Below are 20,934 nucleotides of genomic sequence, written 5' to 3' on the forward strand. Positions count from 1 at the left end.
TTAAACACCTGACCAACTTATAATATTTCGATTCATAAAAAATAATTTTAAAATGAATTAGACCACTTGGTTTAATTCATTTTTTTTATATATTTGTGCTGTTATGGGATACAAGCATAGTATTGAAGAAATATTAGATGTAGGATATGATGTCATTCGAAAGAATGGTTATCACAATGTTGGCGTAAATCAAATTCTTAAAGAAGCTCATATTCCAAAAGGCTCTTTTTACAATTTTTTTAAATCAAAAGAAGATTTTGCGATCAAAGTAATGCAACGCTATGGAGAAACAAATGCAGCATGGATGCAGGAATTCTTTGACACATCAAAATTATCTCCTATTGAATCTTTAAAATCTTTTTACAAATTCATGATTGATGTAAATGAAAAAGATGACTATTTAAGTGGATGCATTATTAACAACATGAGTATTGAAGTTGGAAGAATTAACAATACATTAGCTACAAATGCTAATGACCAATTCATCGGTTGGCTTACCATACTTGCAAATGTTATTAGCAAAGGACAAGAACAAAAAGAAATTACAACTAAATTTAGCGCACTGGAAATTGCGGAATATTTACATGCTGGATTTTATGGAACATTCTCTAGAATGAAAGTTACTAGAAATAGGACATACATGGATATATGGTTTAATTTATCTTTTGAATTTATACAGGGTTAAAAAAATTTAATCATAAAAAAAGTAGACTAGTCTAAATTATTATGAAATACGAACAAACAAAATGGATTTTAATCATCCTAGTAGCTTTTATACTATTATCATTTATAAAACCTAATTTTTTAATACCAAAAATGAGTATGATTATCAAAACGGAACAACAAAAAGACGGAGCAAAAAAATATCAAAAAGACTATCAATCATATAATTATTATATAGAAACTATTGGGACTGTATCTATTGACAAAGTAATGTTGAGCAATGGAAAACTAACGGCAATTTATTCCTATAAACAGGCAGGTGAAATTAGAAATGTAATAAGTGAACTAAAGGTCAGCACTGATAATATTTATAAAGGAACTTGTACTACTACTGTGAACGGACGTGAGCTTTTTTCGGTAACGACTTGGTTAACATTTAATGAAGATGGAAGTGCAATTGGTCATTGGAATTGGTCTGGCAATCCTACTAAAAATGATCCTATAGTTAAAATATCTAAATCTTAATCCTATATATATGAAACCTAAATTATTTGTAACATCAATTTCTCTATTAGCATTATTGTTTTGCAGTGCACAAAATCATGATAAAAAAGCAATGACAATCAATAATTCTGGTAAGTCAAAATTGGAAAAAAACCATGTAATTCAATTAAAAAAAGGAGAATTATTTCTGGTTCTACTCGGAAATCAAATGGCAGGAAAAGAAGCACTTTTACAAGAATACTTCAAAACAGTTTTCCCTCCTGCTCAGAAAAACGGTTTGGCAACACTAGGGCAGTTACCTATTGAAAAAGTAGCTGTAGGCGATTTTATACCAAATGGAATTGTAGGATTATTTAAATGGCCAAACATGGAAAGTATTCAAGCCTTTCTAAAAGAGATTTCGCAGGAAGAACTCACAAAACTACGGCTCAAAATATGGAACGAACTAAAGCAACATATGATTGTTACTCAAGTAGACCGTACCTTAATTTTTAAAGAAAATAAAATCTATGAAATTAAGGTATTATGGAATGAACATAAAGTGTCCTCTGGCATGATTAAGAAACATGGCGGTACGGTTTTGATTAATAGCCTAGTGGCAGGATATGAAGATTTAGGAAAAAATAATCCTCCTAAAAGTCTACTCATTATTGAATGGGATACTACACAAAAAGCAGATGCTTTTAGGAAAATGAATTTTATAAAATCAAAGAAAGAAGAATCGTTCTATACACACTTTTCATTTCCTGAAAAGGGATAGTTATTGATTTTTTTGTTTATTACTTGGTGTAATTCTATAGCGATTTGGGCTTGGGTTCAAATCGCTATTCTTTTTGACTTCATAATTCTCAGCTCTAAAATTTCATACCTACAACGTATCCAACTGATTGCTTGTTTTATCATCACTAATGGTCCAAAAGAAACCGATAAAGAAAAACTGATCGGCAGCAGGACGACGTGTCATACGCTGAAATGTTCCGTTTACATCAGCTTGATTTGCATACTCATACCCAAAGACATTTCGAACTCCCAACGCATTTGACACCGAGAAATATAAAATCTTTTGTGGTGATAATAAATATGCCCAATTTACACTCAAACTATGATAATCTTTTGTTTTTTCAGATAAAAAACCTGTCGTATTTGGATTTGTATACGACCTTCCTGTTGAAAAATTATAACTAAATCCAATCTGACTTTTCCACTTTTCAACCCAATGTTTTGTCACTAATGAAAAGTTGTGTTTTGTTGCAAAATTTGGCATCGCTTCTACTGGATAATTTTCAAACTTTCGTGATGTATCTAAGTACGAATACGAAACCCAATAATCTACATTTTTGATACTTTTATTATCTCTCCAAAAAATATCTAAACCTGTTGCATGTCCAAATCCGTCATTAGCAAAATCGCTCGTTGGCAGCGGTAAAGCATCTGAAAACGTAATTAAATCGTTGTATTCTTTATGATACGCTTCTGCGCGAAAAGTTCTTCCATCATGTACATATTGATAATTTAAAATATAATGTGTTGCATTTTCTGGTTTGAATCCAGTTTGAAACTTTAAATAATTATTATTCGGATTTTGATAGAATTGTCCAAAAGCAAATGATACCTGATCTTTTTCTGATGTTTTATACGCTAGAGACAATCGTGGAGAAATAGTTGTTTCGTTCATAATATCTGCATGATCTAAACGCAATCCGGCTTTTACTGCAAACTTTTTAGAGAAGAAAATGTCCGTTTCTGCGAAAGCGCCAAACAAATTACTTTCAAAACCATAATCAATTTTAGGTAGGTTTGGATTTTGAAAATCTTCATCAAAGTTTGTGGTGAAATATTCTGCACCAAAACTCAATTTGATTCTATTGTTAAAGTTCTTTTTCAACTTTGTTTTAAAATGAAATGAATTTTCTAAACTATTGATACGATCATCAATAATTCTAATTTTTGAATTATCTCTTGTATAACTCAATCCAGAAGTGATAGACCATTTTTCGCCAAATGTTCCTTTGTACGAACCGTTCATGTATAAGTTTGTATTATTCAGCTTAAAGCGAACCAATTCATCTAAATTGATACTTTCCTGATCGAGTTCAAAACTTGTAATATCAAATGCTGTGTAAAATTTAAGTGTTCCATTTTCAAAATGATGACGAAATACACTTTCACCTTGCCCACCTTGGAATGGTTTTTTCCACTCATTACGATCGGGAAATAATTCTAAATACGGTGCTAAATTAATGTATGAAGTACTAAAACTAACCGAACCTTTCTCCCATTTTTCAGTATGTCCCAATGCACCACCAACGGTCATTACTGAAATATCTGTCTTTTCTTGATCAGGTTCATTAATTGTATTCAATTCTAAAACTCCTGACAATGCTTGTCCATATTCGGCAGAATATCCACCAGTTGAGAATGTAATTCCTTTAAATAAAAATGGAGAATAACGTCCACGAGCAGGAATATTGTTTGTTGTATTACTATAAGGTGTAAATACACGAATTCCATCTATAAAGATTTGCGTTTCTTCAGCGCGTCCACCACGTACAAACAAGCGCCCATCTTCAGCAACTGTGCTTGTTCCTGGCAAGGTTTGCAATGCGCCTACAAAATCACCTAAAGCACTTGCTGTTGTTACGATGTCTAAGGGTTTCAAGGCAGTTACTTTGGCATTGTCACCAGCTTCAAACGATCCAGCACTTAAAATTACAGTATTTAACGCATCTACACTTTCACGCAATTTAATAGTGATGTTTTCCATTTTTGAAACGTCTAACATTACTTCTTTCGTTTCAAACGATAAAAAAGAAATCATTAAGATCTGTATTCCTTTTTCTTCTGTGGTAAATGTAAATGTTCCTTTTTCGTCAGTAGATCCACCATCGTAAGTTCCTTTCAAATATACATTTGCACCAAAGATTGGTTCGTTAGATTGATCTGTTACGATTCCTGAAATTGTGTTTTGTCCTAAAAGAAAGACTTGCCATAGTAAGCAACTGAGTAAAGCTATTTTTTTCATGGGTTGTAATTTTATTTTACGCTGAACTGCGTCAGTATTGATTGATGATGGAGCAAATCTCCTACTAAATGAAGAATTCAGAAAAAAGGAAATTCTCAATTGTCGTAATTCAAGGATGAATTGTATTTTATATGAATTGCACAAAAAATAGAATTATTGTAGCTTTGAATATCTAAAATTGCTTGAAACGTTACACACTCATGAGTTTAATGCCTTATATTTCCATTGCTGTTATTGCCGTATTCTTATATATGATCTTTAGATCAAAAACAGGTACTGGTTCTTCTTCGAGTACTAACAAGAATAGGTATCAAACAATTGATGATGAGTTTAATGCGAAGAAAAAAGCAAAGCAGGAACAAATTGATCGTATTTTGGAAAAGATTAATGCAAAAGGTGTAGATAGTTTAAGTAAGCAAGAAAAAGCATTGCTAGACGAATATTCTAACTCCAAGTAATGGCGTCTATTTTTGGGCATGCTTTAGCGGCCTACACTATCGGAAAAGTATCTGATATTAAGTTAAACCCTATAAAACTTTCGTTGTTATTAATATTTTGCGCAGTCATTCCTGATGCTGATGTAATCATGTTTAATTTTGGATATGCCTATGAACATCCGTTAGGTCATCGTGGGTTTTCGCATAGTATTTTGTTTGCTTTTCTTTTAGCTTTTATTATTAAAGTTGTCTTTTACAGAAAGGTGAAATATTTCTCTAAAACAGGAATTATATTATTTTTTACGCTCTTCCTAGCAACCTTATCACATAGTTTTTTAGACGCATGTACCAATGGAGGAAGAGGCGTTGGTTTTTTTATCCCTTTTGAAAACAGTCGTTACTTTTTTGCATGGCAACCTATTTTGGTCTCTCCTTTAGGAGCTGAAAACTTTTTTAGTGAATGGGGTTGGCGCGTTATCCAAAATGAAATTTTCTATATTGGAATCCCATCTGTACTTTTATTAATATTTAATTACTTCATATATAAACCTTCTAAACAGTCATAATAATCGTTTTACTTAGTCAGAATTTTACATCTGAATTACACTTTTTTTATAATTTATTAGTATCTTTAGATAAACCTAATTTTTCACATTCCTCCCATTATTTTTATAAATCAAAGAAATCTTTTCGCGAAAGGTAGACTGAACTTCTGACAGTCATTAAATGATCAGGAATAAAAATAATTTTAACTTATTAACCATGTTAAAAAACATTTTAAAATTAGAGGATGCTCGTTTATTAGATAAGCAAGAGCAAAAACAAATCTTAGGAGGACGCCTAGAACTTACTCAAGCAGATTATGACAAATGTAAGTTATGGACTACCAATGCTGACGGTACTGGAGGTTCATGGTCTGGATATGTTACATATGAGCAAGCTTCTTCCGAATGGAATGGAACTGAATATAGTGATGGTAGCATTGCAACAGGTTACTGCTGTGCTAGTTGTCCTTAATTAAATAATACAGCATAAACAAAAACAGGTGATTTTCTCAAATCACCTGTTTATTTATATATTTATACTTCTTTGATAAATCCTTATTACTCCTTTTCTCTATGAAAAAAACAGTTTCATTCTGTCTTTTATGTTTAATATTGTTTTCCTGCAATTCAGATTCTAAAACGAAAAAAGAGACCACTGTAAAGTTTGTTGAAAATGTAGAAAAACCCATTGTAAATACAAATCCTGTAACATTTATTGTTTCCAATGAAATGAAAAATGAATACGTTTCTATTTATAGGAATATTTCGTTTGATACTTTTTCAACAGAAAAACATGTATATACTAAAAAAGCGAATGACACTTTACAATTGGATGTCAATGTTGGCGAAAAGCTATTTATAACCTCAAAATTTACAGCGAAAGATACCTTACTTGTCAAAAATGGAGATACTATTTTTTTGAATTTAAAAGATAAAAAAATAACTATTACACACAAAAACGCGGCTAATATTAAGTCATTCAAACTAAAAAATGCAATTATTGATTCATTGACTAGTCCTTTTTATATTATAGATTATAATGCACCTTTTGAGTTACAGTCTGATAAATACCAAAAGTTAAATCCTATTTATCCGTTACGTATTCATAGAGAAAATTTTAAAACCAAAACTGCAGATTTAGAACAATTGACAAATGTACTGGTTGATAATTATATAATGATTTCTAATAAATATGATTCGCTTAGCGCGAAAGAACTTTCAAAGGTTTCCTATTATAAAATCCTAAAAGATGAGTTGAACCAAGCAACATTTTTCGAATTGAACAGATTCTACTCCTATTCTAAAAACAAAAACATTAAAGAACTGATTTCATCTAATTTATTTTTTAATAAAGAAACTATTGATCAATCAACTTTATATGTAAAACTAAATACATTCATCACAAAAATTGTGTTGGACGGAAAAAGAATTAGAGAAAAATTCAAGTTAAAGTTAGATTATAAAACAGCTTATGATTCTGTTTCAAGTTATATTAAGGATAAAAAACTACTTCCGCTTGCTAAAATTGTTTGTATAAATGGAGATGCTTCACAAGGTGCTTCCAAGGAAGAATTAATTACATACATTCAACAATTTAAAAATGAATTTCCAGATAATTCTTATGATGACTATCTTAATTCCATTGAAGAAACCTACGGATTATCAAAACGTTTCAATATAAAAGATACTGATGCTATTCACCTAGTTGACATTAAAGAAAAAGCATATCAATTTGATGAATTTCTTAAAAAAAATAAAGGGAAACTAGTATATGTTGATATTTGGGCTAGTTGGTGTGCTCCGTGCAGAGCTGCAATGCCCGATTCGAAAAAATTAGCAGAAATTTACAAAGAAAAAGATATTGTATTTACTTATTTATCGATTGATAGAAATAAATCGCATTGGAAAAAAGCTGCTGAAACTGAAGGCATAAAAAATCATCCAGCTAGTTTTTTAGCTACAAACTACCCAAAAGCAACTTTTTACAAAGAGTTAAAAGTAAAAACAATCCCAAGATATCTATTGTTTGATAAAAACGGGAAATTAGTTCATGAAAACGCACCAGGACCAGATAGCGACGAAATTAGAAACTTATTAGATACTTATATCACTAAATAAAATAGGTCATTTTTTAACAGACTTACTTTGTACTACTTTTTTTACTAAATTGCATTGCTTTTTTAGCGAGCAATAACTAGCATGAAGTATTTTAAAGTATTTATCTTCTTATTTTTTCTGAACCTCTCTTTAGATATTTATTTTAATAATGCTAAAGAGTTTTACGAATTAAGACTTTTTACAAAACCTTTAATTATTATCATCTTAAGTGTTTTTTTCTATCTAAATAGTAAGATGATGCCTTTAAAAAATAGATTGATTATTTTTGCTGCATTGGCTTTTTTATGTGCTGGTGATGTTATTCTTTTAGAAGATACACCATTTTATTCTTTTTTGATGGGCTTGTGTTTATTTTTAGTGTCCTTGCTTTTGTATTCATTCCATTTTTACAGAGAAACCACCTACGATATTGACCGATTGCTTCCCTTTTTAGCCGTTTCTTTATTAATTGCTTTAATGCTTATTTATTTAATGTATGATGGATTGGACTATATGTTAATTCCAGTAATGGTGTATATTTCTGTTGTACTAAACTTAATGAAGCTTGCTTTTTTGCGTTCCAAAAATGTGAATAGAAAAAGTTATATATTAGTTTTTGGTGGCACAATATGTTTTACTATTGCACAAATTGTGATAGGCTTACATTCTTTTCATAAAGCAATTCCGAATAAAGATATTCTTATTATGCTTTTTTATGGTGTTTCACAATTAATGATCATACTTGGTGTTTTATCTACAAAGCATACTAAACATCATCATTCTATTTCAACAAAGAATTAAAGCTTTCGTGTTTTTTTATATGGTCTAATAATTAATCGGGCTTCTCTATCAAAACGAATATAATTGTATACCCAATTCACAAAAACTATCATTCTATTTCTGAATCCAATAAGGAAGAATAAATGAACAAACATCCATACAAACCATGCAAAAACTCCTTGAAACTTGAAGTTTGGTAAATCTACGACAGCTTTGTTACGTCCTACAGTAGCCATAGAACCTTTATCATTATATACAAAAGGTTTCATTTTTTTACCATTCATTTCTCGCAATAAATTTTTCCCAAGATTTTTCCCTTGTTGAATAGCTGGTTGTGCCATCATTGGATGTCCATAAGGATATAATTCATTTTTCATACAGGCAATATCACCTAAAGCATATACATCTTCAAATCCTTTGACTAGGTTAAATTCGTCCACAACCATACGATTTCCTCTAACGATAAAGTCTTCTCCGTCCAAACCTGCAATCGTAGCTCCTTTTACACCTGCTGACCAAATTAATGTTGCCGTTTTGAAATTTATATCACTACTTGTAGATGCCCAATTACCATCATAATTAGTCACTCGTAAATCTTTCCAAACCTCTACACCTAATTCTTGTAAGTAGTCTTCAGCTTTTTCAGAAGCCTTCTCACTCATTGCTGGTAAAATTCGATCGGAACCTTGAACTAGATTAATTTTCATCTGACGAATATCTAAATCTGGGTAATCTTTTGGGAGAATTCCTTTTTTTATTTCTGCCAATGCACCAGCTAATTCTACACCAGTTGGTCCGGCACCTACTATGACAAAGTTCATCAATGCATTTCGTTCTTCTAAATTAGAAATCAATAAGGCTTGTTCAAAATTTTCAAGAATCAAGCTACGAAGATTCAACGATTGTGGAATCGTTTTCATTACCATACTATACTTTTCAATGGAAGAATTTCCAAAGAAATTTGTTTTTGATCCTGTCGCGATAATTAATTTATCATAATTAATATCTCCAATATCTGTACAAACACATTTTTTATCTGGATCAACAGAAGCAACATTGGCTAACCGAAAATAAAAATTAGGGAAGTTTTTTACAATCTTACGAATTGGATATGCAATAGAATCGGGTTCTAATCCACCTGTAGAAACCTGATAAAGAAGCGGTTGAAAAGTGTGATAATTATGTCTATCTAATAAAACGACTTGTACTTCTTGTTTTCCTAATTCTTTTGCCAGTGAAATGCCTGCAAATCCACAACCAATTATTACTACTCTTGGAAAACTCGTTCTTGGTATATTCATAAAATGTCGTTTTTAACACTACAAAAATACAGCTTTAAAAAACTTTTTTAAAAAATATGTAACATATTTGTATAACTGAACACATATAAGCAAATAACCATCAATAATTGAACAAAGAACTTGAACATAGTTTTGTAACCGAACTTGAACGCAATCAGAATATCGTTCATAAAGTGTGTAGAATTTATACTTCTAATAAAGAACAACATAATGATCTTTTTCAGGAGATTACTATACAATTATGGAAAGCATATCCGAAATTTAGAGGCGATTCAAAGTTTAGTACTTGGATGTATAGAGTAGCATTAAACACTGCTATTACATTATACAGGAAGTCCAAAAGGTCGGTAAAGACTCAGGACTACGAAAGTGTTATTTTTAAAATAACATCCGAGGATTATGACGACACTGAAGAAGAACAATTAAAAATAATGTATAAAGCCATCAAGCAATTATCAGATATTGAGAAAGCTTTGATTTTCTTATACTTAGAAGATAAAAATTATAAAGAAATAGCCGAAACAATTGGTATTACCGAAGTGAATGCAAGAGTGAAGATGAATAGAATTAAAACCAAATTGAAAAAGATTTTAAATCCATAACCCATGGAAGAATTAGACCTATTAAAAAAAGACTGGAAAAAGCAAGAGGCAAATCAGCCTAAGCTATCCTACAACGATATTGACAAAATGACTCATAAGAAATCTTCTTCTTTGGTGAAATGGATTTTTTATGTCAGTTTATTTGAACTTGGATTCGGAATAGCAATTGTATTGCTAGCCCTTTTAATACAACCCGATTTAATGAGTGACTCCACTATGCCTGTTTGGCTAAATTGGTTCTGTTACGGTTCTTCATTAGTTGTATTTTACTTCATATATAAGTTCTTTATGAACTATAAAAAGATTTCTACCACAAATTCTATTAAAGATTTAATGCAAAATATAATTTCTACAAGACGTACTGTAAGAAACTATATTGTGTATAGTTTAAGTGTGATAGCATTTACTATTTGCGTTGCTTTTCCTATTGGTTTTATAGAAGGAACTGGCGGAATGGAGAAGTTTTCAGCGGAAGCTAATATTACAAAATACTTATTGTTAGCTGTTGTCACTATAGTACTCGCTTGTATTATTGTAGCTTTATTTTATGGAGTTTATTACCTATTATATGGTTTATTAACAAAAAAACTAAAGCGTAATTACAAAGAATTAAAACAATTAAAATCATAAAACCATTTACCATCTAAATTTAATAATCATGAAAAAAATAGCTTTTTTAATAGTGTGTCTCATCTTCAGTGTATCTGTAAGTGCACATCAACAAAATACAACGTTCAATAAAGAAGTAGCTTCAAAAACATTTGTTTTAGAAAGTTCTCAAATGAATGTAGCTATGTTTACTGGCGGAAATGGCGGTATTCTTCAATTAATTTATAATACATTTTATAAGTTAGGAAACTATGTTTCTACTTCATTAAGTGATGACGAAACGCCAAGCGAAGAAACGACTACTACTGAGAATTAAGATTCAGTTATCTATATAAAAAAAGGATTCATATTTATTATGAGTCCTTTTTATAGCATGTACTATTTTTTAATATTCCCACTTTCGCTTTTCATTCAGTTTTTCCATTGCTTCTAATTCTGCTTGCGGAATAACTTTTAAGAATGATGGATGTTGCTCAATGGCATATTCTATCTTTTCAATAATATCATTTACACTTTCGTTTTCGTAATCAATATCTAATGGTTCTTTAATTTCCATAGATTGTAGAATTCCTTTCTTTTTGATGCGAAGTCCTTTACGATCAAATGATCTTCTAAATCCATCAATAACAATAGGTACAACTACAGGTTTATATCTTTTGATAATATGCGCTGTTCCTTTTCGGATAGGTTTCCAAGGTCGTGTTGTTCCTTGCGGAAATGTAATTACCCAACCATCTTTTAAAGCTATTCCGATACTAGAAATATCGCTCATTTTTACTTGACGGTTTACATCTTCTCCATTTGCTCTCCATGTACGTTCAATACTTACTGAACCTGCATATGCTAATATTTTTGGTAACAAACCAGATTTCATAGTTTCCTTTGCTGCTACGTAATATAAATTCAATTTCGGGTTCCATAAGTATCCTACATTTTTAATAGAATCTCCTCTTCCACTCAAACTTGCATTAAACACGTGAAACATAGCCACTACGTCTGCAAAATAGGTTTGATGATTAGAAACAAACAATACATTTTTGTCAGGCAGGTTTTTTAATATTTCTGAGCCTTCAATCTTCAATTCATTAAAACCTCGATAACGTCTATGTGTTAACGTACCAGCTATTCTAATCAACCATTTTTTTAGAAAAAGTATATGTCCGAAAGGATTTCTTTTGAATAATCCCATGTAATTTAGTTTTTAGGCGAATTACAAACTTACAAAAACTAATTTGAACTAGCTTCTACAATGATATCTTTAACTTCACTGAGCATCATTGCTGTTGCTCCCCAAACTACGTGATCATTAAGATAAAACGCTGGCACTTTGATAGATGTAGCATAAGAAGTTGTTAATTCTTTTTCAATTGTAGCTGCATCCGATAATAAATCCTGAAGCGAAACTTCTAAAATTGCTGCTACTTCTGATTCTTGCGGAATAAATGTAGGTGTATTATGTACAATTCCAATATATGGTTGCACCAAAAAATTACTTGGTGGAATGTAGGTTGATGTAATTTCACGAATCACTTCAATAGTATGTATATTTACGCCGACTTCTTCTTCTGTTTCACGCAAAGCTGTAACTTCCAATGTTGTATCTTCTAGTTCTGCCTTTCCGCCAGGAAATCCAACTTGATTAGAATGCACACCTACATAGGCTTTTCGTAAAATCAATACAATAGTTGTTTCATTGACTTCATTAGGATAAAACAATGCCATTACCGCAGATTTTCGAGCCGTTTTCATACGTTCTTCCATACTTTCTATTGCATCTTGACGCATAATAGGTGCCATTTTTAACTGTGAAGCAATGCCCGGAAGTGGTATTTTTGTTATTTTTGGTAGGATTTTTTTAAAATTATCAAAATTCATCTATGAAAAAGATTTGCTTTTTATTGTTTGTTGCCTGCGCATTTATAAGTTGTGAAGATACTAAAACTTCTACACCTACTTCTGATGAAGTACAAAAAACTGAAGCGACTAAAACAACAAAAAAAGAAACAAAAAAGAAAGAAAAAGAAATTTTCATTACTACAGAAAATGTACTGGATTACATGATTGATTATGGAAAAGAAAATCCTGAAACTCGTGTACGTATTGTAACTGACTTTGGAAATATCGATATAGAACTCTATGAAGAAACTCCGTATCATAGAGCTAATTTTATTATGCTAACCAAGCGCGATTATTTTGCTGGAACTCAATTTCATAGAGTTGTAAAAGATTTTGTGATTCAAGGTGGAAATTCTGACGGTTGGAATATTGCTAAAAAACGTCGAAAGATTGGAAAATACCTACTTCCGCCAGATACAAAAAAAGGCTTCAAACATGATCGCGGTGTGATTTCGATGCCAAGTGGAGAATTAGATCATGTGTATAAAATGGCTTCTCCTTTTGAGTTTTTTATTGTTCAGAAAAAAGGCGGCACACATCATTTAAACAAAGAATATACAGCTTTTGGAAAAGTAATTGCTGGAATGGATGTTGTGGACGAAATTGCCAATCAAGAAACGGATAAAGGCGAATGGCCAAAGAAAAATATCATGATTAAAAAAGTTGAAATTTTAAAGTAATATACTCTTCTACATAACACTTATCAAAAAATTGCTACGCTTACAAAATCTATATAAATCAGTATAAATAGTTTCTTTAGATTTATCTCGAAAAGATTTTAAACGCTTAAAAAGAATTAAACAAAATTTGTTTGATTCTTTTTTATTTTACAACTATAAAAGATAGAATTGTATGTAACATATCTATCATGTTGTATACTACTACTATAGAGCTCTATTTAAAATTACAACTAATAACAATAAGAAAAATATGACAAAAAACTGTATTACTCTATTACTATTATTAACTACTTCTGGGCTTTTTGCTCAAATTAAATTTGAAAAAGGATATTTTATCTCTACCAACAATCAAAAAACAGATTGTTATATAAAAAATGTGGATTGGATAAATAATCCTATTGATTTTGAATACAAGCTTACACTCGAAGACGATTCTAAAATTGGACGAATAAGTTCTATAAAAGAATTTTCTGTTCCTACTATTTTTAAATATCAAAAACATACAGTACAGGTTGATATGTCAGAAAATGATTTAGCAAAATTATCATATGACAAAAATCCTGAATGGAAAGAAAAAACGGTTTATCTCAATGTTATAGTAGAAGGGAATGCTTCCTTATATCATTATAAAGATAGTGATGTGAGTAGGTTTTTCTTTAAAAAACAAGGTACAGGTATTGCGCAATTAGTTTATAAGAACTTTATAACTGAAGATGGAGATATTGCTGAGAATAATGAATATAGACAAAAATTATACACTGAATTACCTTGTGCATCTATCTCAAGAAATAGAGTTTCCAAATTGCGTTGCACAAAAAATAGTCTAACTCCCTTTTTTATAGATTATAATACCTGTAAAAACAATGATTTTGAAACGTATAAGCAAGTTACCAAAGGGAAGTTCAGTATTCGTGCTGAAATTGGAGTAAATTATCAAAAAACAAATCTTAAAACAGAATCCATTTTTGGTTTTTCTTCAGATAGTGGTATTGATAGTGAGCAAAAATGGAGTCCTCGAATTGGTATTGATTTAGAATATGTATTACCTTTTAATAAAAATAAATGGGCCGCTTTTATAGCCCCATATTATCAATCTTATAAAGGAGGCGGAAGTTTGACATCGCCAATTAATGGTGCTGTAAGATGGTACGAAGTGGAATATTCGTCAATACAAGTACCTTTGGGAATTCGCCATTATATGTTTTTAAATGATACTTCAAAATTATTTTTAAATGCAGGAATAATCGTTGATTTTCCATTAAATAATACACTAGGTGGTGTTATATCAATCAAAAATGATTCCTTTAGAACTTCAGTTGGAGGCGTATTTGGTTTAGGATATAGTTACGATAATACGTACTTTTTAGAAGCGAGACTTACAACACCAAGAGAGCTTTTAGAAAAAACTTCTCAAACAACTTTGAAGTTAAATCAATTTTCTGTTATTCTTGGATATAGATTTTTCTAAATAAATACACACATATACAAAAAGAGTTGATTCGTATACGTTTCGGCTCTTTTTATTTTTGATATACATTTGGAAGTTTTACACGAAATTTTACAACGATCAAACGAATAGCAATAACTACTATTACTGTAAATATGTAGATTAAATCTTCTTCAAACTTTAAATAGCGTAATATAAAAAAGGTAATTCCTCCAACAATACAAGCGGTTGCATAAATTTCTTTTCGGAAAATCACAGGGATTTCATTACACAAAATATCACGGATGACACCTCCAAAACTAGCACTCATCGTTCCTAAAGCAATACAAATAATCGGATGTAAATTTGCCGAAATTCCTATCTCAACACCAATTATGGTGAATACGCCCAATCCTATCGTGTCAAATAAAAATAAAGATGTACGGAGTTTATTTAATTTTTTCCGAAGTACAATCGAAATGATTACTGCAGCTGCAATGGCATATACATAATTCAAATCGTTCATCCAACCAACAGGCGTTTTTCCGATAAGCATATCACGCAACGTTCCACCACCAACTGCCGTTACAAAAGCAATGATAAATATTCCAAAAACGTCCATTCGTTTTTGCATAGCCACCAAAACTCCCGAAATGGCAAAAGCAAACGTTCCTATAATATCAAGTGTATAAAATAGCATTACATGTTTTGGGTATAAAAGTTATAATCTCTAATGATGATGTTTAAGAATGTAACAGTGTCTTTGGTAGAAGTAATACCAATTACTTCCTCTACTTTTCTTCTAAGTTTTAAAAGTGTTTCATGATCTTTGGCGTCTCGTGCAGTTGTAAATGTTTCTTTAATAATACGCATGTCATTATCCGAAAGATTAATTACCGTTGGATATTGTGGTTTATAATCTGCTCCTATTTCTTCTAATATTGTATGTGAAATACGAACTTTATTTTTTAAAGAAATTACAGAAGTTCCTGAGGTCATTCCGCCCAAACGTTGTCCTTTTTCACTCATGATTATTGAAATCAACGCAATAAAACCACTTATCATGTTTAAATCGACAATTCTAAAAAACCAACGAATTATATAATCAATAAAAGAAGCTTGGTACCCATCAATTTTCACCACTCTAATCTTCATTGCTTTTTTACCTGGTGTTTGTCCTTCAAACAATGATTCTAAAGCTAATGAGTAAAATATAAAAGGAAAAAGTAATACTACATAGATGGATATTATTGACCATTGATCCAATTCTTTCAATCTTGGACTGCTGTCTATTATTCCTGAAAGAATCCATACTATAATTCCCGCATAAGCGAACTTTATCAATAAATCTATTAAATGTGCCAAGATACGCTCTCCAACTGACGCTAAAGTAAAGTTGATATTGACATTTTGAGTAGTATTAATTTGTATCTCTGACATTTTATGTTTTATTTTATCGTATCTATGAGAGAAGTTGCATTTATCAAGCAAAATAAAGAAAAATGGTTAAACTTTGAAAAAACCATTTATAATAATCAATTTAAAAACCCTGATACACTTTCATCACTTTACATTCAGTTGATGAATGACTTAGCTTACGCGCAAACGTATTACCCTAAAAGTAAAACCATTAGCTATTTAAATCAGCTTGCTTCTGCTGCATTTCAACGTATTTATAGAACTAAAAGAGAAAAATCGAATCGTTTTATTTCTTTTTGGAAAACAGAAGTTCCACTAATTGTCCACCAATATAGACGATATGTATTATATGCATTTCTAATATTTGGTGCTTTTGTAGCTATTGGAGCACTTTCTGCTGCGTATGATGATTCTTTTGTTCGATTAATTTTGGGAGATGGATATGTAAATCAAACACTAGATAATATTGAAAAAGGTGATCCTGTTGCTATTTATAAAAGTGGAGGAAACTTTGGAATGTTTATCGGAATTACGCTCAATAACTTGTATGTAGGTATACAATCATTCATTTACGGCATTTTTGGAGGTTTAGGTACTGGCTATATATTGTTGCATAATGGTATCATGTTGGGTTCTTTTCAATACATGTTTTATCAAGAAGGTGTATTATGGGAAAGTGTTCGCGGTATTTGGATTCATGGTGCAATGGAAATTTTTGCCATTGTTATTGAAGGCGCTGCTGGTTTATTACTTGGTGCAAGTATTCTATTTCCAAAAACATTTTCACGGATGGCTTCATTTAAAATAGGCCTAAAAAACGGAATTAAAATTTTAATTAGCACATTTCCGTTTACCTTTGCTGCTGGCTTTTTAGAAGGATTCGTAACTCGATATTCGAACACAATGCCTAATTGGCTTTCTGTCGGAATTATATTAATCACACTCGGTATTATCTCCTATTATTATTTGATATACCCATTTATTGTACACAAAAAATTAAAATTGCATGTTTCAACTATATAAATCAAGAGATTTTAGTGCGTATTTTCATGATACGTTTACTTTTTTAAAACAAAATGGAAGGCATTTCTTTAGAAACTTTTTTATTGTAAATGGTGTATTTATATTGATTATAATAACCATTTCATATTATGCATTTAAGTTTTATCAAGATATTGTTATCAATAATATAATTGTAAACAATGATCCTAATGCGATAAGTAATTATTTTGATCAAAACTTAGGTTCAATTATTATATTTGGTTCTTTAGCCCTACTCATATTAATAATTGTAAGTATACTAAACTATGCATATGTTCCGATATACTTTAAATTATTTGAAAAACATCAAGGTCAAAATTTTGATTCTAAAGAAATATTTGATGAACTCAAAAATAATATAGACAAACTAATTATTTACATCTTAGTATCTATACCTGTAGGACTCGTCACGATGATTGCCGCTACTATTATCTCATTAATACTAGCAGTTACAATTATAGGAATTCCATTTATTTTGCTTGTAATAGCTGTTTTTTCCATGTTTCTTCATGCGGCACTTATGGAATATCTAAATACCGATAAAGGAATTTTTGAGTGTTATGGATATGGTCTTAATATGTGTTTTCAGAAGTTTTTCCCAGCAATGGGAACTATTGCTCTTTTTCTTATCATCGTATCTGTATTTAGTACCGCAATTAGTATTGTACAATTTATAATCACAAGTATTTTAGGAATCACAACCTTGGAAGATCCTAACGGATTTCAAACCGCTATAGACTCTTGGTCTTTACAATTCGTAATCCTTTTTGTGCTTCAGATGTTATCATACGTATTAAATTTACTAACCTCTGCAGTTATTCAAATGAATCAAGGAATTATTTACTATAGCTTAAAAGAAGAAAAAGAAAATATTCACACAAAAAGTACTATTGACGAAATAGGAAAAGGATTTTAAAACTTCATGTTAAAAAAATTAAAATACATCTTACTAAGTTTTCTTTTCTTAGGAACAATGCTTGCCACAGCGTCTGCGGTTCGGCAAATGCTTCCCTTGCAAGAAGATAGCTCTGATGTGCAACCACGTACGTTTGAAGATAATTTTAAAGACACCTACGACGGTAGTGAATACGTATACGAAATAGAAAAAACTGATGGCTGGTTTACACGTTTGGTAAATTGGTTAGAACGCCAAATAGACGAACTTTTCAATCTTGGTTCTCGTAAAAAAGCAGCTAAATATTTAAATGTTGTTAAGCTTATTTTTTATGGACTTATCATTGTTGCTGTTGTGTATTTTATTGTAAGAGCGATTATGAATGGAGAAGGGCGATGGGTTTTTGGAAAAAGATCTGATAAGAAACTAATAGAACATGAAGATGTAGAAACCAATATTCATATTGTTGATTTTGATGCTTTAATTAAAGAAGCAACGACAAATAACGATTATCGCTTGGCTGTCCGTTATCAATATTTAAACATGCTCAAAAAGATGAGTAACTACGAAATTATTTCGTATGATCCAGAAAAAACAAATCTTGAATATACTTATGAAATCAAAAATGAAAGCTTACGCGAACAGTTTCAGTATGCTTCCTACTTGTATAATTATATTTGGTATGGTGAGTTTATAATTGACCAAACTCAATATAATAAAGCTTCTAATTCGTTTAATGTATTACTTAAAAATATTGCTGCATGAGTAAAACATTAAAAATATACATCGGTGTTTTAGTCGTCATTATCATTGTGGCAATGTCAATTGAATCTTCAAAACCAGTCACTATTGATTGGACTGAAACCTATAATGAGCGACATACAAAACCATATGGTTTAAAAATATTACACAAAGAGTTTTCAAATTTATTTGACAAAGCTTCCGTTAAAAATATACGAAATACACCGTACGAATACTTCAATGCTAAATACGATTGGGATACCTACAAATATACTGTTGAAGGTAGTTATATAAGTATTAACCCATACTATTACACAGACGAATCATCTTTGAATGAGCTACTCGATTTTGCTTCAGAAGGAAACACTATTTTCATGTCTACACACGAAATTCCTAGATACATTCAAGATTCACTCGGATTTAGAACAAAGTATGATTACAAATTATCAACTGAAGCAGAACTAGGTTTTTCTAATTATAATTTAAAACACAATGTGATCTCTTTTGAAAAAGGAATCAAAAACATTTACTTTTCAGAAATTGATACCTTAACAACGATTCCATTAGGGTATCAAAAATTTAGCAACGATTCTATTTATACCAACTTTATCAAAATTCCTGTTGGTGATGGTACTTTTTTATTACACACACAGCCTGTAGTATTTACTAACTTTCATTTATTAAAAGATGAACATTACAAATATGCTGAAGGTGTTTTAGGATACATTCCTAACAAAGACATCTATTTTGATTCGCAAAACAAATACGGTGTAGATGAAAGCAATTCACCATTACGATTCATTTTATCAGAACCAGCATTACGTTGGGCTTGGTTTCTTTCGTTACTTACCTTATTAGTTTTTATACTGTTTAATGTAAAACGAAAACAACGTATTGTAAAAATTATAAATCCATTAGAGAATACCACAGTCGATTTTGCCAAGACAATCGGAAACTTATTCTATGAAACCAAAGATCATGAAAACGTAGTACGAAAAAAGATCACGTATTTCTTAGAACATTTACGAAACGAGTATTTAATGAATACTCAAGCACTTGATGAACGTTTTGTAAAACGATTGGCATTAAAATCAGGAAAAAAACAAGAGGATATTTTCGAATTAATATCATTAATCATAAAACTAAAAAAGAAAGTACATTTCCAAGAACAAGACGTTTTAAACATTACAAAAGCAATAGAACGTTTTCACAAAAAGGAATAACTTAGCTATTAATTTATATTAAAATCAATATATGGACTTACTAGGAGATAATAACGAGGAAAAGACTCCATTGTCATTCACAAATAGAATTGATCTATCTGAATTACAAGAAGGAATCCAAAAAATAAAACAAGAACTTTCTAAAGTAATTGTAGGTCAAAAAGGAATGATTGACATGCTTATTACTGCTTTATTAGCCGAAGGACACGTATTGATTGAAGGTGTGCCAGGTGTAGCAAAAACAATTACAGCAAAGTTACTCGCAAAAACATTAACGGTTGATTTTGGACGTATTCAGTTTACGCCAGATTTAATGCCAAGTGATATTTTAGGAACGTCAATTTTTGACATGAAAAAGTCAGAGTTTGAATTTAAAAAAGGACCTGTTTTTACAAATATGTTACTAATTGACGAAATCAATCGTGCACCAGCAAAAACACAAGCTGCCTTGTTTGAAGTAATGGAAGAACGTCAAATTACCATGGATGGAGCTAAATATTCTTTAGAACCGCCTTTTATGGTATTGGCTACGCAGAACCCTATTGAACAAGAAGGAACGTATCGCTTGCCTGAAGCGCAATTAGACCGTTTCTTATTCAAAATAAATGTTGAGTACCCAACAATAGAAGAAGAAGTTGAAATCATTGCGCGTGAGCATGAATTAAAAGATGGGAAAAAGATTGATCAAATCAGTGCTTTTTTATCAAAAGAGCAAATTAAGAAATATCAAAACTTAGTAAATGATATCATTGTTGAACCGCATTTGCTAAAATATATTGCCGAAATCATTGTAAATACACGTAACAATCAATTTTTATACATTGGAGCGTCTCCAAGAGCTTCGATTGCCATCTTAAAAGCTTCAAAGGCATATGCAGCAATGAACGGACGCGATTTTGTAACACCCGAAGATATCAAACAAGTGGCGATCCCTGTATTACAACATAGAATTATTGTAACGCCAGAACGTGAAATGGAAGGTGTAACATCTAAACAAATTATTACGCAAATCATTCAAACTATCGAAATTCCTAGATAATTCATCAAACTAAC

Annotated in this window: 24 protein-coding genes; 18 read left to right on the plus strand and 6 right to left on the minus strand. The window is 30.8% G+C overall.

The window, feature by feature from the left end; all coding sequences use genetic code 11:
* The first annotated feature begins 103 nt into the window (after window positions 1-103).
* Genes Q0828_RS18045 through Q0828_RS18055 form a run of 3 tightly spaced genes read left to right on the plus strand, consistent with a single transcriptional unit; the run spans window position 104 to window position 1,927 of the window.
* Window positions 104-685: a TetR/AcrR family transcriptional regulator gene (locus Q0828_RS18045; RefSeq protein ID WP_298424431.1), complete on the plus strand. Its 582-nt coding sequence runs from the start codon at window positions 104-106 to the stop codon at window positions 683-685.
* 41 nt (window positions 686-726) lie between these two features.
* Entirely contained in the window at window positions 727-1,188 is a 462-nt protein-coding gene (locus Q0828_RS18050) for a hypothetical protein (RefSeq protein ID WP_298424433.1), read from the plus strand.
* 10 nt (window positions 1,189-1,198) lie between these two features.
* Complete coding sequence (locus Q0828_RS18055) at window positions 1,199-1,927, plus strand: hypothetical protein (protein ID WP_298424437.1); 729 nt, start codon at window positions 1,199-1,201, stop codon at window positions 1,925-1,927.
* 108 nt (window positions 1,928-2,035) lie between these two features.
* Here the strand turns inward: Q0828_RS18055 and Q0828_RS18060 are convergent, their stop codons facing one another.
* Window positions 2,036-4,189, minus strand: coding sequence for a TonB-dependent receptor (locus tag Q0828_RS18060; RefSeq protein WP_298424440.1), 2,154 nt, complete (start codon window positions 4,187-4,189; stop codon window positions 2,036-2,038).
* Between the two features lie 182 nt (window positions 4,190-4,371).
* On the opposite strand from Q0828_RS18060, the gene Q0828_RS18065 reads away from it, so the two are divergent.
* From Q0828_RS18065 to Q0828_RS18085, 5 genes are all read left to right on the plus strand, one after another.
* Window positions 4,372-4,647, plus strand: coding sequence for a DUF6576 domain-containing protein (locus Q0828_RS18065; protein ID WP_298424443.1), 276 nt, complete (start codon window positions 4,372-4,374; stop codon window positions 4,645-4,647).
* Complete coding sequence (locus Q0828_RS18070; protein WP_298424446.1) at window positions 4,647-5,192, plus strand: metal-dependent hydrolase; 546 nt, start codon at window positions 4,647-4,649, stop codon at window positions 5,190-5,192. The genes Q0828_RS18065 and Q0828_RS18070 overlap by 1 nt, the downstream gene beginning before the upstream one ends.
* A 196-nt stretch (window positions 5,193-5,388) precedes the next feature.
* A complete protein-coding gene (locus Q0828_RS18075) occupies window positions 5,389-5,643 on the plus strand; it encodes a hypothetical protein (RefSeq protein WP_298424448.1) in 255 nt (84 codons plus the stop codon).
* Between the two features lie 101 nt (window positions 5,644-5,744).
* On the plus strand, window positions 5,745-7,289 hold the full coding sequence (locus tag Q0828_RS18080; RefSeq protein WP_298424451.1) for a TlpA disulfide reductase family protein: 1,545 nt from the start codon (window positions 5,745-5,747) through the stop codon (window positions 7,287-7,289).
* Between the two features lie 81 nt (window positions 7,290-7,370).
* Window positions 7,371-8,069 carry a lysoplasmalogenase gene (locus tag Q0828_RS18085; protein ID WP_298424454.1) on the plus strand — a complete coding sequence of 233 codons (699 nt, stop codon included), beginning with the start codon at window positions 7,371-7,373 and terminating at the stop codon, window positions 8,067-8,069.
* Here the strand turns inward: Q0828_RS18085 and Q0828_RS18090 are convergent.
* Window positions 8,066-9,349 (minus strand): NAD(P)/FAD-dependent oxidoreductase, encoded by a 1,284-nt coding sequence (locus Q0828_RS18090; protein WP_298424459.1) that lies wholly within the window; start codon window positions 9,347-9,349, stop codon window positions 8,066-8,068. The genes Q0828_RS18085 and Q0828_RS18090 overlap by 4 nt on opposite strands.
* A 107-nt stretch (window positions 9,350-9,456) precedes the next feature.
* Here Q0828_RS18090 and Q0828_RS18095 point away from each other — a divergent pair, with 107 nt between their 5' ends.
* The 3 genes from Q0828_RS18095 to Q0828_RS18105 are packed head-to-tail and all read left to right on the plus strand — an operon-like array spanning window position 9,457 to window position 10,876.
* Window positions 9,457-9,951, plus strand: coding sequence for an RNA polymerase sigma factor (locus Q0828_RS18095; protein WP_298424462.1), 495 nt, complete (start codon window positions 9,457-9,459; stop codon window positions 9,949-9,951).
* Window positions 9,952-9,954: 3 nt separating this feature from the next.
* The gene (locus Q0828_RS18100) at window positions 9,955-10,581 is read left to right on the plus strand and encodes a hypothetical protein (protein WP_298424465.1); all 627 of its coding nucleotides are present in this window, start codon (window positions 9,955-9,957) and stop codon (window positions 10,579-10,581) included.
* A gap of 28 nt (window positions 10,582-10,609) precedes the next feature.
* Window positions 10,610-10,876: a hypothetical protein gene (locus tag Q0828_RS18105; protein ID WP_298424468.1), complete on the plus strand. Its 267-nt coding sequence runs from the start codon at window positions 10,610-10,612 to the stop codon at window positions 10,874-10,876.
* 69 nt (window positions 10,877-10,945) lie between these two features.
* Here the strand turns inward: Q0828_RS18105 and Q0828_RS18110 are convergent, their stop codons facing one another.
* Window positions 10,946-11,749, minus strand: coding sequence for a lysophospholipid acyltransferase family protein (locus Q0828_RS18110; RefSeq protein ID WP_298424471.1), 804 nt, complete (start codon window positions 11,747-11,749; stop codon window positions 10,946-10,948).
* Between the two features lie 38 nt (window positions 11,750-11,787).
* Window positions 11,788-12,435 carry a CoA pyrophosphatase gene (locus tag Q0828_RS18115; protein ID WP_298424474.1) on the minus strand — a complete coding sequence of 216 codons (648 nt, stop codon included), beginning with the start codon at window positions 12,433-12,435 and terminating at the stop codon, window positions 11,788-11,790.
* A gap of 2 nt (window positions 12,436-12,437) precedes the next feature.
* On the opposite strand from Q0828_RS18115, the gene Q0828_RS18120 reads away from it, so the two are divergent.
* Together Q0828_RS18120 and Q0828_RS18125 are read left to right on the plus strand one after the other, a co-directional pair.
* Window positions 12,438-13,136, plus strand: coding sequence for a peptidylprolyl isomerase (locus Q0828_RS18120; protein ID WP_298424477.1), 699 nt, complete (start codon window positions 12,438-12,440; stop codon window positions 13,134-13,136).
* A gap of 250 nt (window positions 13,137-13,386) precedes the next feature.
* Window positions 13,387-14,604, plus strand: a complete 1,218-nt coding sequence (locus tag Q0828_RS18125; protein WP_298424479.1) for a hypothetical protein — start codon at window positions 13,387-13,389, stop codon at window positions 14,602-14,604.
* Between the two features lie 52 nt (window positions 14,605-14,656).
* Here the strand turns inward: Q0828_RS18125 and Q0828_RS18130 are convergent, their stop codons facing one another.
* A complete protein-coding gene (locus tag Q0828_RS18130; RefSeq protein ID WP_298424482.1) occupies window positions 14,657-15,262 on the minus strand; it encodes a trimeric intracellular cation channel family protein in 606 nt (201 codons plus the stop codon).
* Window positions 15,262-16,002, minus strand: coding sequence for an RDD family protein (locus Q0828_RS18135; protein ID WP_298424485.1), 741 nt, complete (start codon window positions 16,000-16,002; stop codon window positions 15,262-15,264). Before Q0828_RS18135 ends, Q0828_RS18130 begins: the two co-directional genes overlap by 1 nt.
* Before the next feature lie 24 nt (window positions 16,003-16,026).
* Between Q0828_RS18135 and Q0828_RS18140 the strand changes: the two genes are divergently transcribed.
* The 5 genes from Q0828_RS18140 to Q0828_RS18160 are packed head-to-tail and all read left to right on the plus strand — an operon-like array spanning window position 16,027 to window position 20,920.
* Window positions 16,027-17,004 carry a stage II sporulation protein M gene (locus Q0828_RS18140; protein WP_298424977.1) on the plus strand — a complete coding sequence of 326 codons (978 nt, stop codon included), beginning with the start codon at window positions 16,027-16,029 and terminating at the stop codon, window positions 17,002-17,004.
* Window positions 16,988-17,938, plus strand: a complete 951-nt coding sequence (locus tag Q0828_RS18145) for a hypothetical protein (RefSeq protein ID WP_298424488.1) — start codon at window positions 16,988-16,990, stop codon at window positions 17,936-17,938. Before Q0828_RS18140 ends, Q0828_RS18145 begins: the two co-directional genes overlap by 17 nt.
* Before the next feature lie 6 nt (window positions 17,939-17,944).
* Window positions 17,945-18,682, plus strand: a complete 738-nt coding sequence (locus Q0828_RS18150) for a DUF4129 domain-containing protein (protein WP_298424491.1) — start codon at window positions 17,945-17,947, stop codon at window positions 18,680-18,682.
* Window positions 18,679-19,881, plus strand: a complete 1,203-nt coding sequence (locus tag Q0828_RS18155; protein ID WP_298424494.1) for a DUF4350 domain-containing protein — start codon at window positions 18,679-18,681, stop codon at window positions 19,879-19,881. The genes Q0828_RS18150 and Q0828_RS18155 overlap by 4 nt, the downstream gene beginning before the upstream one ends.
* A gap of 31 nt (window positions 19,882-19,912) precedes the next feature.
* Window positions 19,913-20,920, plus strand: a complete 1,008-nt coding sequence (locus Q0828_RS18160; RefSeq protein WP_298424497.1) for a MoxR family ATPase — start codon at window positions 19,913-19,915, stop codon at window positions 20,918-20,920.
* The last annotated feature ends 14 nt before the right edge of the window (window positions 20,921-20,934 follow it).

This window comes from uncultured Kordia sp., assembly GCF_947496985.1.
Taxonomy (GTDB): Bacteria; Bacteroidota; Bacteroidia; order Flavobacteriales; family Flavobacteriaceae; genus Kordia.